This is a genomic window from Pseudogemmobacter hezensis (genome assembly GCF_013155295.1).
Classification (GTDB): domain Bacteria; phylum Pseudomonadota; class Alphaproteobacteria; order Rhodobacterales; family Rhodobacteraceae; genus Pseudogemmobacter; species Pseudogemmobacter hezensis.
Genome location: NZ_JABJXT010000004.1, coordinates 13476 through 25255, shown reverse-complemented (window position 1 = coordinate 25255; position 11780 = coordinate 13476). Strand labels below are relative to the sequence as shown.

Here is an 11780-nt window from a genome sequence, read left to right as displayed (position 1 = left end):
GCGCAAAACAAAACCGCGCCCTGCGATGCCGGGCGCGGTTTGTCACAATCGGATCTTTTCCCGAAACGGCGGGGGCCTAAGCGGCCTCGCGGGCTTATTTGCCCAGCGTTGCGATATCAGCGCGCAGGATGCCGATATCGGCAAGCTCGCGGTCGGTCAGACGGTTCAGCGCGTTGCGGGTCTGGCGGCGCTCATTCCAGGCTTTGATGCCAGAGAACAGCCGCGCAAGGGCCGAACCATGCTGCACAGCAGCAGAGCCGACAGCCTGAGTGCGATCCAGTGTATAAGCGGCCATGATCTTTATTCCTTTTTAATCTGCCCATCGAGACGTCACATCGTCTCTGTTAGCGCCGAAATAGTATGCATTTTGTGACAAAGCTAGCTGCACTGCAGCATTGCCGCCTTGCATAAATCGCAAGCCTCGGCACCGGGCTCTGTATATCGGGGCGCGGCCAGGATCGGCGCCGATATGCGGTGGATCTTGTCTGCGCCCGATACGGGTGGCAACAATGGCGGCAGCCGCATTACGGCGGGCCCCGCCACTACGGGCCAAAACATCGACCTGTAAGGACACCGATTGCCCGGCGCGAAACCTGCTTTCTATATCAGCGTCAATGCGATGCGGTCGAATCAGGCCAGCTGGGGTGACACGCAATTCGCCGAGGGGCTGGGCCGCGCGATCACCCGCCTGGCAGCCGCCCCGGTGCAGCTGCTGTTTCGTGGCGAATCCCCTCTGGCCGGACCCGGGTTTCCGCCCGGCCACGCCCCGGTTCTGATCCGCATTGTCGGCCCCCATCTCGAAGAGCCGCAGCCCGGCATGCCGAATATCCTTTGGATGATCAGCCCGCCCAATCTGGCGACGATGGGTATGCTGGGGCGCTATCAGGCGCGGTTTTGCGCCTCAGAGGTGTTAAGCCAGCGCTATAGCGCGCTGAATTGCCCGATGACCTTTCTGCCCCAGGCCAGCGAGGCCAGCCATTTCCACCCGGGCCGCCGCGAGCCGGGTGCGCCCGATATTGATCTGCTCTTTGTTGGCGGCCTGGCGGAACGAGCGGGGCGGCGCATCGTGCTGGATGCGGTGGCGGCGGGGTTCCAGCCGCAGATCTGGGGGCCGGGCTGGAAAGGCGCGATCCCCGATCATCTGTGGAAAGGCGAGCGGCTGGATTATGATGGTCTGACAGAGGCTTACGCCCGCGCGAAGGTGATCCTGAACAGCCATATGCCGCATATGGCGCGCCTCGGTTTCATGAGCAATCGCAGCTATGATGCGCTGATGGCGGGGGCGATGGTGGTCTCAGACCCGGTGGCGGGCTTTTCGGCCCCCGATCTGCCGGAACTGACCATGGTCGCCACCCGCGCCGAGTTGCAAGCGCAGCTGTCGGCGCGGCTGCAGGCCCCGGCGCTGAGCATGGCAGAGCGGCTGGCCTTGCATGACCGAATGGTGGCGCGTCACAGCTTTGACCAGACGGCACGGGTGCTGCTGGATTGTGCCGGGGCGCTGCTGGCCGAAGCGGCGGGCAAAACCGCTGTGAAAATCATGCAGGACAAGGCCGCGGCGCCGCCTTTGCCAGCCGATCCGGCCCGCTCGGCCACGACACTGGCCGCAGCGCTTGACGGATCGGCGCAGGAGATCCTGGCGCTGGCCGCCTATCTGGCGGATCCGGTGGCCCCTGCCCTGCCGCCCGACCAGCCAGTAACCGCGCCCGCCGATCAGGGGGTGATCCATGCGCTGATGGCAGATCAGCGAGAGATGCAGGCGCAGGCCCGCAAATCACCTGATGGCCGCGATCTGCCGCGCATCACCGCCCTTGCCGCCCGCGCCCGCCGCCTGCATGAGGCGCTGCTGGACCGCACCTCTCCGCTTGCGTTCAGGACAGGGCATGCCCCGCCTGATTATCTGCTGAACCGGGTCATCAATGACCAGCCGCTTTGGGCGCATACGGCTGAGGGCTTCGACCGCGATGGCGGCAAAAGCAGCCTGCGGCTTTGGCCAAGACGCGAGCCTGCGCAGCCCGCCCGCGCAATCGGCGTTTTCATCCACCTTTATTATGACGCGCTGACCCCGGTATTTGCCGCCAGGCTGGCGCATATCAACGCCCCGCTGCGGCTTTATATTTCGACCGATACGCCTGAAAAAGCCGCGCGGATCGGCCAGCATCTGGATGCCGCCGGGATCGGGGATGCGGACATCCGGGTGATGAAAAATCGCGGCCGCGACATTCACCCGAAGCTATACGGCTTTGCCGATGCCTATGAGAACCACGACATCGTGCTGCATCTTCATGGCAAGAAATCGCTGCATTCCGGGGCGCTGGATGAATGGCTGTCGCATATCCTGGATTGCCTGCTGGGCCCAGAGCAAGAGGTCAACCGCATCCTCTCGTTCTTCGACAGCATCCCGCAGCTGGGCATGATCACGCCGCTGACCTTTCGCAAGGTGCTGGGCGCGGCGCATTGGGGCGACAATCTCGATATCGCCCGCGAGCTGGCCTGGCGGCTGGGGATGGAAACACCGCTGCCGGGGGCGAACCAGCTGCGTTTTCCGGTGGGCTCGATGTTCTGGGCCAGGACGGCGGCGCTGCGCCCGCTGCTGGATCTGGATCTTGGCCCGCAGCATTTCCCGCCCGAGACAGGCCAGGTTGACGGCACCCTTGCCCACGCGCTGGAGCGGATGCTGGGCCTGGTGGTCACCACCGGCGGCTATCATCTGATGCCGGTTTCGGGTGCCCAGACCCGGCTGCATGCGAAATTCCAGCTGCGATTTGGCTCTAACGGAGAGCTGCGTCGCGCGCTTGAGGCCCGTCAGCTGCCCTTTCAAAGCGATCTGGCCACGCCGTAAACGCCGCCAGATCATAACGCCTGCAGGCCCTCTGCTGCAGGCGTTACGCCGGGCCTGTTTCAGGGCAATTCGGCCTGAAAGACCTGATCCACCGGCACTTGCAGCGCGGTCACCATGGCATTGGTCTGCGCCGCCATGCCGATCACCGCGATCAGCTCTGCATGCTGGGCCTCGCTCATGCCTTTGGCGCGGGCGGCGGCGGTATGGGAATGGATGCAATAGCTGCAGCCATTCGCCGTCGAGACCGCGATATAGATCAGCTCTTTGACCAAAGGATCCAGCGACCCCGGCCCCATCACCCCCGAAAGCCTTTCCCAGGTGGCTTTCAGCTGCGGCGGATCATGGGCCAGCACACGCCAGAAATTATTGATGAAATCGGTCTTTCGCGAGGCGCGGATCTGGTCAAACACCGCCCGCGCCTCGGGGCTGGCATCCGCGTCGCTGAGGGGGGGCAATACCGCCATCAAAGCCCCCCCATCAAAGAACCGCAATCACGCGGGCCGGGCCGCCTGTGCCGCCCCGGTGCTTTGGCGCGCCGATGAAAACGGTGGCGCCTTTGGGCGGCAGGCTCTCCAGATTGGCCAGCCCTTCGATCCCGAACCGGCCTGAGGGCAACCAGGAATAATGCACCGCGAAATCGGCCGAATTGCCCGGATCCAGCGACATGGTATCCACCCCGATCGAGGCGGCTTTGGTCTGCTGCAAAAGATCGGTCGCCGATTTGCCAAAGCCCGGGAAGGCCAGATTTCCCGCCGCATCATTGCGCCAGTCCGGCTGGCCGATCTTTGCCGTCCAGCCCGAGTTCATCGCCACGCAGGCACCCTCGGGGATCTCGCCATGCGCGGCGATCCAGGCCTCGATATCCTCGGCCTCGACGGTGGCATTGGCGTCATCGCGGGCTTTGGCGGTGATGTCGATGATGCAAAGCGGCGCGATCAGATTGCCGACCTCCAGTTCGTCAACCGAAGTGCCATCGGCCGAGAAATGCAAAGGCGTGTCGATATGGGTGCCGGTGTGCTCAAAAATCGTCAGCTTATACAGCTGGTATCCGTCCTTATCGAAGATCTTGTCGGGCTCCATCAGGATGCCGGGTTTGCCGTCAAAGGTGGGGAAGGTGCTGTCATAGGTATGGGTCAGATCGACAACGCGGCCAGAGGCCTCGGCCAGGGCGGGTTTTGCGCCGATGATCCCGGCGGAAAGACCCGCCGCGACACTGGCCGCCCCCGCCATCGCCGCGCCGGAAAACAGCGACCGCCGCGACAGCATGTGATGTTTCGCACCCTCAATGATACAGGCATTGCACATGGAAAAGCCCTCTGATGTTGTGATCCCCTGCCCTTGCGGCAGATCCCATCAGAGAACCGGGCGCGGGCCGATCCGGTCAAGCGTTTTTCCGCATTCGCACCGCCCCCGCCCGCAAAGAGAAGGCGGCTGCTGCCCGGGGCAGCAAAGAGAGAACGGGGCTTTGCAATTACAGCTGCCGCGCCACCGCCTGCAAAGCCGCCAGCACATCGGCACGGCTTTCGGTGCCGCTTTCGGCGGGATGTTCGATAAAGGCGCAGGTCAGCGCGGCAATCGCCTCGCCGCGCGGACTGAGGACGGGGACGCTGATATCGGTCACGCCCACCAGATGGCCCGAAGGCTCGGTCCTGGACCCAAGGCGGCGCAGCTCCTGCAGCTGGGGCGCGACGGGATCCAGCCTGGCCCGGGCGTCAGCGACACCCCAGGTGCCAAGGGTCTCGATCACGCGGTCGGGATGCTGGAAGGCCAGCAACGTCAGCCCCGAGCCCGTGGTGAACAGGTCCAGCAACCCGCCGATTCGGGCGCGGAACTCCCAATGCCCGGTGGGGCTGGCCTGGGCGATGATATGGCCAAGGCCGCGATCGGGCACCACCAGATGGCACGATTGCCGGGAAATACGCGCAAATTCATCCATCAGAGGCTGCGCCTGCGCCACCAGACGGCGCAGCGGCGGGTGGCGGGTGGACAGCTGGAACAGCTTCATCGTCAGGGCATAGCGGTCGCCCCCCTCATCGCGACTGACATAACCGCGCGAGACCAGACGCTCTAACATGCGATAGATCTGCGAGGGGCTCAGGCCCAGCTCTCGCACGATCTCGGACCGGGTCAGGCCACGGGCCTGGTCGGCCAGAACCTCAAGAATATCAAGGCCTTTGTCCAAAGCGGGCGCCCGGTAGCGGTCTGCCGCCGCGCTGCCTTCGCCCTCTTCGGACAGATGCTCTGCCGTCTGTTGTTCTGCCATGATTTCCCCCTGCCCCATCGCGCAAAGCTAGCCAGCAATCGCAACCCTTGCAAGAAACCGCTTGCGCACAAGTTTCATATCTGAATACTCTGTTCATATCAGAATAGCAGGACTGGGGAGGGTCTCATGCGGCTGAACGGCAAAACGGTGCTGGTCACGGCGGCCGGACAGGGCATGGGACGGGCCAGCGCCGAGGCGCTGGCAGCCGAGGGCGCCCGGGTTATCGCAACCGATCTGCGTGCCGATCTGCTGGCCGGTATGGGCCAGATCGAGACCCGCGTTCTGGACGTGACCGATCCCAAAGCGATCCTGGATCTTGCAGCCGATCTGAACGCCAAAGGCGGGCTGGACGGGCTGTTCAACTGCGCGGGCATCGTCGCCAATGGCAGCATCCTTGATCTGACCGATGACGCATGGGAGCAAAGCCTTGCCGTCAACGTGACCTCGATGATGCGGCTGACCCGGGCCCTGCTGCCGGGCATGCTGGCGCGGGCCGAGGTGACGGGCACGGCCTCGATCCTGAACATGGCCTCGATGGCCTCTTCGATCAAAGGTTTCACCAACCGCACCGCTTACGGCGCGACCAAGGCGGCGGTGATCGGGCTGACCAAGGCGGTTGCCGCCGATTTCGTGAAACAGGGCATCCGCTGCAATGCGATCTGCCCGGGCACTGTGGATACGCCGTCGCTGCGCGGGCGCATCGCCTCGGCCGCCGATCCGGTGCAGGCGGAGAAGGACTTTATCGCCCGCCAGCCGATGGGCCGCCTGGCCCGGGTTGAGGATATCACGCCGCTGGTCCTTTACCTTCTGTCGGATGAAAGCCGTTTCGTCTCTGGCCAGGCGATGCTGGTCGATGGCGGCGTGACGATCTGAGGGGGACGACCATGACCGATCTGATCAGAATGGAGGCGATTGAAAAGCGCTTCCCTGGTGTTCATGCCCTGAAATCCGTCAGTTTCGACCTGCGCGCCGGCGAGGTTCATGCGCTGATGGGCGAGAACGGGGCCGGAAAATCGACGCTGATGAAGGTGCTGTCCGGCGTCTATCAGCCCGATGGGGGCCGCATTCTGGTTGACGGGGCTGAGGTCAGCCTGCCCAATCCCGCCACGGCCCAAGGCCTGGGAATCGGCATCATCCACCAGGAGCTGGCGCTGATGCGCGATCTGACGGTCGGCCAGAATATCTGGATCGGCCGCGAGCCGCGTCTTTCCTTTGGCCGCATCAATGAGACAAAGCTGAATGCCGATGCGGCAGAGATCCTGTCGCGGCTGAACCTGAACATCGACCCGCGCACCCCCATGAGCAGCCTCAGCATCGCAGGCCAGCAGATGGTGGAAATCGCCAAGGCGCTGTCTTACCGCTCGCGCGTGCTGATCATGGACGAGCCGACCGCCGCGTTGAATGACGCCGAGATCGAAGAGCTGTTCCGCATCATCGCCGCGCTGAAGGCCGATGGCGTCGGGCTGATCTATATCAGCCACAAGATGGATGAGATCAAACGCATATCTGACCGGGTCACGGTGATGCGTGACGGGGCCTGGGTCGATACCGTCCCCGCCTCTGAAACGCCGATCTCGAAGATCATCTCGATGATGGTCGGACGCGAGCTGACCGAAGAGAAATCCGCGATCCCCGATCTCTCGGCGGCGGAAACCGCGCTGGAAGTCAGGGGGCTTTGGCGCAAACGCGAGCTGCGCGACATTTCCTTCAGCCTGAAAAAGGGCGAGATCCTTGGCTTTGCCGGGCTGATGGGCGCAGGCCGCACCGAGCTGGCCCGCGCGATCTTTGGCGCCGAGCCCTGCGACAAAGGCGAGATCCTGGTCAATGGCCGCGCCACCCGGATCCGCACCCCCAGTGACGCGGTGCGCGCCGGGATCGGCTACCTCTCTGAGGACCGCAAGCAATTCGGCCTGGCGCTGACGATGGATGTGCGTGCCAATATCGCCATGGCCAGCCTGTCGCGCTTTGCCAGCCCGCTGGGCACCATCAATGAGCCAGAGCTGGGTCGCATCGCCGAAGGCTATATCGGACAGCTTAGCATCCGCACGCCCGGCGACGCCCAGGAAGTGCGGCTTTTGTCGGGGGGCAATCAGCAAAAGGTGGTCATCGCAAAATGGCTGCTGCGCGATTGCGACATCCTGATCTTTGACGAGCCGACCCGCGGCATCGATGTGGGGGCGAAGGCAGAGATCTACCGCCTGCTGAACGAACTGGCAGCAACGGGCAAGGCAGTTATTGTTATTTCCAGTGAGCTGCCAGAGGTGCTTCGCCTTGCCCACCGCATCGCGGTCATGTGCGAGGGACGCCTGACCGGAATCCTGCCTGGCACGGCCAGCCAGGAAGAGATCATGAAACTTGCGACAAGACGTGAAGGGATGGCGGCATGAGCAGCGAAACCAGCCAGCAGACGAAACCGGCCGCCGCCGAAAACGGTGCAAAGGGCGGCATTCTGGGCGGCGGGGCACAGCAAAAGCTGCTGGCTTTTGCCAGCCTGATCGTGCTGGTCATCGTCTTTTCCTGGATGACCGACAAATTCTTCCGCGTCGACAATATCCTGTCGATCCTGCAGGCCACCTCGGTCAACGGGGTGCTGGCGATCGGCGTGACGCTGATCATCATCACCGGCGGCATTGACCTGTCGATCGGCACCATGATGACCTTTTGCGCGGTGATCACCGGGGTCGTGCTGACATGGCTGGGCGCGCCGCTGATCCTGGGTGTGGCGACGGCGATTGCCACGGGGGCGGTTTGCGGGCTGATCTCTGGCACGCTGGTGGCGCGGGCCAAAATCCCGCCATTCATCGCCACGCTTGGCATGATGCTGATCCTGAAGGGTCTTTCGCTGATCGTAACCGGCACCAAGCCGATCTATTTCAACGACACGCCCGGCTATACCGATATCTCGACCGGCTCGCTGGTTGGCAAGATCATCCCGGCGTTCCCGCTGCCCAATGGTGTGCTGGTGCTGTTCCTGGTGGCGGCTGTGGTGGCCTGGATCCTGGGGCGCACGGTGCTGGGCCGCTATACTTTCGCGCTTGGCTCGAACGAAGAGGCGGTGCGTCTCTCGGGCGTCAATACCGACCGCTGGAAGATCGCCATCTATGCGCTGGCGGGCGGCATCTGTGGCATCGCGGGTCTGTTGATCTCAAGCCGTCTGAACTCGGCGCAGCCCGCGCTTGGGCTTGGCTATGAACTTGAGGCGATTGCCGCAGTGGTTATCGGGGGCACCTCGCTTTCGGGCGGTCGCGGCACGGTGCTGGGCACGCTGATCGGGGCGCTGATCATGGCGGTGCTGACCAACGGGCTGCGCGTGCTGTCGGTTGCGCCGGAATGGCAGACCGTGGTGACGGGCGCGATCATCATCGTCGCCGTCTATGCAGACCAGCTGCGCCGCCGCAAAACCGCCTGATCCGTTACGGATCGGGGGCAGGCTTCAGGCACAGGCTTCGGGCGCAGACCCGCGGATATAAGTTTCGTAACCGACGTGATTTTGTTGAACAAAAGGGAGGACACCATGTTCACAAGACGGCAGTTGATGGGTGCGGCAGCCGCACTTTCGATCCTCGGCGGCGCAGGCATGGCGCAGGCCCAGGAGGAAATCTATATCCCGCTGGTCTCGAAAGGCTTCCAGCACCAGTTCTGGCAGGCGGTAAAACAGGGCGCAGACAAGGCCGGCGCGGAATTCGGCGTCAAAGTCACCTTTGACGGCCCCGACAATGAAACCCAGGTCGACAAGCAGATCGACATGCTTTCGGCAGCCCTGGCCAATAAGCCCACCGCAATCGGCATCGCAGCGCTGGACAGCCAGGCCGTGATCCCGCTGTTGCGCAAGGCCCAGGAAGCCGGGATCCCGGTCGTGGCCTTCGACTCGGGCGTTGAAAGCGACATCCCGGTGGCCACCGCCACCACCGACAACAAAGCCGCCTCGGCGCTGGCAGCAGACAAGCTGGGCGCGCTGATCGGCGGCGAGGGCAAGGTTGCGGTGATCAGCCACAGCCAGACCTCGCTGACCGGGATCGACCGCCGCGACGGCTTTGTCGAGGAAATCGCCGCGAAATATCCCAATATCGAGATCGTGGCTGTTGAGTATGGCGATGGCGACCACCTGAAATCGACCGAGATCACCAAGGCGATCCTGGCCGCCAACCCCGATATCAAGGGCTTCTTCGGCACCAATGAGGGCGCGGCTATCGGCGTCGTCAATGGCGTGCGCGAGATGAAGGCGAATGTGACCATCGTTGGCTTCGATTCCGGCAAGGCACAGACCGATGCAATCCGCGAAGGCCTGATGGCAGGCGCCGTGACCCAGAACCCGGTCGGCATCGGCTATGAAACCGTCAAGGCGGCGCTTGCAGCCTCGAAAGGCGAAGAGCTGCCGAAGATCATCGACACCGGCTTCTACTGGTATGACGCCACCAATATCGACGATCCGACCATCGCAGCCGTTCTTTACGACTGATCCGATCCGGTTGTTCAGATTTGGGGCGGGGGCTCAGGCCCCCGCCCTGCCCCGGATCCCCCGCGCCTGTCCCGGTCAAGGGATCCCATCCATGAGGAAGAGATGAAACTTCTGCGTTATGGCCCGAAGGGTCACGAGAAACCCGGTCTGCTTGATGCCGCTGGCGGCATCCGTGACCTTTCGGCCCATATCGACGATATCGCTGGCGATGTGCTGACCCCCGAGGGTCTGGCCCGTCTGCAGGCGATTGATCCCGCAAGCCTGCCGCAGGTTTCCGGTGATCCGCGCATCGGCCCCTGTGTCGGCCGGGTTGGCAAGTTCATCTGTATCGGCCTGAACTATGCCGATCACGCCGCCGAAAGCGGCATGGATATCCCCAAAGAGCCGGTGGTCTTCAACAAATGGACCAGCGCGATCTCGGGCCCGAATGACGATGTCGAAGTGCCGCGCGGCGCGACCAAAACCGACTGGGAAGTCGAGCTGGGCGTGGTGATCGGCAAGGGCGGCCGCTATATCGACGAGGCTGACGCCCTGTCGCATGTCGCAGGCTATTGCGTCGTCAATGACGTGTCGGAACGCGAATGGCAGATCGAGCGCGGCGGCACCTGGGACAAGGGCAAGGGCCACGACACCCACGGCCCGATCGGCCCCTGGCTGGTCACCGCCGATGCGGTTACTGACGTGAACAATCTGGGCATGTGGCTTGAGGTTGACGGCAAGCGGTATCAGAACGGCTCGACCGCGACGATGATTTTCAATGTGCCCCAGATCATCGCCTATCTGTCGCGCTTCCTGTCGCTGCAGCCGGGCGATGTGATTTCCACCGGAACGCCCCCCGGTGTGGGGCTGGGGCAAAAGCCCCCGGTCTATCTGAAGGGCGGCGAAGTGATGCGGCTGGGCATTGATGGCCTTGGCGAGCAGATGCAGAAAGTGGTGAAGGCATGACAAAAATCACAGGTCTGCGCACGGTTGATGTGCGCTTCCCGACCAGCAAATCGCTGGACGGTTCCGATGCGATGAACCCCGATCCCGATTACTCGGCGGCCTATGTGGTTCTGGAAACCGATGGCCCGCATGAAGGCCACGGGCTGACCTTTACCATCGGGCGCGGCAATGAGATCTGCGTCGCCTCGATCAATGCGCTGAAGCCGCTGGTCGTGGGTCTGGATCTGGCCTGGATCGCCGAGGATATGGGCCGCTTCTGGCGCCATGTCACCTCGGACAGCCAGCTGCGCTGGATCGGGCCGGACAAGGGCGCGATCCACCTGGCAACGGGTGCGGTGGTCAATGCCGCCTGGGATCTCTGGGCGAAATCCGAGGGCAAGCCCGTCTGGCAGCTGGTGGCCGATATGTCGCCCGAGGAATTGGTGCGCTGCATCGACTTCCGTTACCTGACCGATTGCATCACCCCCGAATGGGCGCTGGATTTCCTGACGAAACAGTCCGAGGGCAAGGCCGCCCGCGTCGAGACCCTGAAACGTGAGGGCTATCCCTGCTATACCACCTCGGCGGGCTGGCTGGGCTATGATGATGCGAAACTGCGCCGCCTGTGCCGTGAGGCCGTCGATGCAGGCTTCAAATTCATCAAGATGAAGGTCGGCCGCGATCTGGAAGACGATATCCGCCGCCTGACCATCGCCCGCGATGAGGTCGGCCCCGATGTCAATCTGATGATCGACGCCAACCAGGTCTGGGAAGTCGATCAGGCCATCGACTGGGTGAAGAAACTTTCCTTCGTGAACCCCTGGTTCATCGAAGAGCCGACCTCGCCCGATGATGTTGCAGGCCACCGCAAGATCCGCGCGGGCGTCGCGCCTGTCCAGGTCGCCACCGGCGAGATGTGCCAGAACCGCATCATGTTCAAGCAGTTCATCATGGAAGGCGCGATTGACGTCGTCCAGATCGACAGCTGCCGCATGGGTGGTTTGAACGAGGTGCTGGCTGTCATGCTGATGGCGGCGAAATACGACCTGAAGGTCTGCCCGCATGCAGGCGGCGTCGGGCTTTGCGAATATGTGCAACATATGTCGATGATCGACTATCTGTGCATCGCAGGCACCCGTGAAGGCCGCGTCATCGAATTCGTTGACCACCTGCATGAGCATTTCATCGACCCCTGCGTGATCGAGAATGCGGCCTATATGCCGCCGAAACTGCCGGGCTTCTCGATTGAGATGAAACCGGAAAGCCTTGAAACCTATACGTTCCGGGGCTGACAC

At 63.1% G+C, this 11780-nt stretch carries 11 protein-coding genes; 7 read left to right on the top strand and 4 right to left on the bottom strand.

Annotated features, from left to right (window positions below):
* Positions 1 to 94 precede the first annotated feature (94 nt).
* The gene (locus tag HOY34_RS05770) at positions 95 to 295 is read right to left on the bottom strand and encodes a DUF1127 domain-containing protein (RefSeq protein WP_172360774.1); all 201 of its coding nucleotides are present in this window, start codon (positions 293 to 295) and stop codon (positions 95 to 97) included.
* 324 nt (positions 296 to 619) lie between these two features.
* Between HOY34_RS05770 and HOY34_RS05765 the strand changes: the two genes are divergently transcribed.
* Positions 620 to 2839, top strand: a complete 2220-nt coding sequence (locus tag HOY34_RS05765) for a rhamnan synthesis F family protein (RefSeq protein ID WP_172360772.1) — start codon at positions 620 to 622, stop codon at positions 2837 to 2839.
* A 59-nt stretch (positions 2840 to 2898) separates the two neighbouring features.
* Here the strand turns inward: HOY34_RS05765 and HOY34_RS05760 are convergent, their stop codons facing one another.
* From HOY34_RS05760 to HOY34_RS05750, 3 genes are all read right to left on the bottom strand, one after another.
* Positions 2899 to 3303, bottom strand: a complete 405-nt coding sequence (locus HOY34_RS05760) for a carboxymuconolactone decarboxylase family protein (RefSeq protein WP_172360770.1) — start codon at positions 3301 to 3303, stop codon at positions 2899 to 2901.
* A 13-nt stretch (positions 3304 to 3316) separates the two neighbouring features.
* Positions 3317 to 4144 (bottom strand): cyclase family protein, encoded by an 828-nt coding sequence (locus HOY34_RS05755; RefSeq protein ID WP_172360768.1) that lies wholly within the window; start codon positions 4142 to 4144, stop codon positions 3317 to 3319.
* Positions 4145 to 4310: 166 nt separating this feature from the next.
* A complete protein-coding gene (locus HOY34_RS05750) occupies positions 4311 to 5102 on the bottom strand; it encodes an IclR family transcriptional regulator (RefSeq protein ID WP_172360766.1) in 792 nt (263 codons plus the stop codon).
* 126 nt (positions 5103 to 5228) lie between these two features.
* Here HOY34_RS05750 and HOY34_RS05745 point away from each other — a divergent pair, with 126 nt between their 5' ends.
* The 6 genes from HOY34_RS05745 to HOY34_RS05720 all read left to right on the top strand — a co-directional run bounded on the left by HOY34_RS05745 (position 5229) and on the right by HOY34_RS05720 (position 11777).
* A complete protein-coding gene (locus tag HOY34_RS05745) occupies positions 5229 to 5975 on the top strand; it encodes an SDR family oxidoreductase (protein WP_172360764.1) in 747 nt (248 codons plus the stop codon).
* A gap of 11 nt (positions 5976 to 5986) precedes the next feature.
* The gene (locus HOY34_RS05740; protein WP_172360762.1) at positions 5987 to 7489 is read left to right on the top strand and encodes a sugar ABC transporter ATP-binding protein; all 1503 of its coding nucleotides are present in this window, start codon (positions 5987 to 5989) and stop codon (positions 7487 to 7489) included.
* The gene (locus tag HOY34_RS05735; RefSeq protein ID WP_172360760.1) at positions 7486 to 8511 is read left to right on the top strand and encodes an ABC transporter permease; all 1026 of its coding nucleotides are present in this window, start codon (positions 7486 to 7488) and stop codon (positions 8509 to 8511) included. Before HOY34_RS05740 ends, HOY34_RS05735 begins: the two co-directional genes overlap by 4 nt.
* Positions 8512 to 8616: 105 nt before the next feature.
* Positions 8617 to 9561 (top strand): ABC transporter substrate-binding protein, encoded by a 945-nt coding sequence (locus HOY34_RS05730; RefSeq protein ID WP_172360758.1) that lies wholly within the window; start codon positions 8617 to 8619, stop codon positions 9559 to 9561.
* 102 nt (positions 9562 to 9663) lie between these two features.
* The gene (locus HOY34_RS05725) at positions 9664 to 10506 is read left to right on the top strand and encodes an ureidoglycolate lyase (RefSeq protein ID WP_172360756.1); all 843 of its coding nucleotides are present in this window, start codon (positions 9664 to 9666) and stop codon (positions 10504 to 10506) included.
* On the top strand, positions 10503 to 11777 hold the full coding sequence (locus HOY34_RS05720) for an L-fuconate dehydratase (RefSeq protein ID WP_172360754.1): 1275 nt from the start codon (positions 10503 to 10505) through the stop codon (positions 11775 to 11777). The genes HOY34_RS05725 and HOY34_RS05720 overlap by 4 nt, the downstream gene beginning before the upstream one ends.
* The last annotated feature ends 3 nt before the right edge of the window (positions 11778 to 11780 follow it).

Coding starts and splice junctions, on each gene's coding strand:
- HOY34_RS05770 (WP_172360774.1), bottom strand. CDS start 295: ATGGCCGCTTATACACTGGATCGCACTCAGGCTGTCGGCTCTGCTGCT.
- HOY34_RS05735 (WP_172360760.1), top strand. CDS start 7,486: ATGAGCAGCGAAACCAGCCAGCAGACGAAACCGGCCGCCGCCGAAAAC.
- HOY34_RS05740 (WP_172360762.1), top strand. CDS start 5,987: ATGACCGATCTGATCAGAATGGAGGCGATTGAAAAGCGCTTCCCTGGT.
- HOY34_RS05730 (WP_172360758.1), top strand. CDS start 8,617: ATGTTCACAAGACGGCAGTTGATGGGTGCGGCAGCCGCACTTTCGATC.
- HOY34_RS05765 (WP_172360772.1), top strand. CDS start 620: ATGCGGTCGAATCAGGCCAGCTGGGGTGACACGCAATTCGCCGAGGGG.
- HOY34_RS05755 (WP_172360768.1), bottom strand. CDS start 4,144: ATGTGCAATGCCTGTATCATTGAGGGTGCGAAACATCACATGCTGTCG.
- HOY34_RS05745 (WP_172360764.1), top strand. CDS start 5,229: ATGCGGCTGAACGGCAAAACGGTGCTGGTCACGGCGGCCGGACAGGGC.
- HOY34_RS05720 (WP_172360754.1), top strand. CDS start 10,503: ATGACAAAAATCACAGGTCTGCGCACGGTTGATGTGCGCTTCCCGACC.
- HOY34_RS05760 (WP_172360770.1), bottom strand. CDS start 3,303: ATGGCGGTATTGCCCCCCCTCAGCGACGCGGATGCCAGCCCCGAGGCG.
- HOY34_RS05725 (WP_172360756.1), top strand. CDS start 9,664: ATGAAACTTCTGCGTTATGGCCCGAAGGGTCACGAGAAACCCGGTCTG.
- HOY34_RS05750 (WP_172360766.1), bottom strand. CDS start 5,102: ATGGCAGAACAACAGACGGCAGAGCATCTGTCCGAAGAGGGCGAAGGC.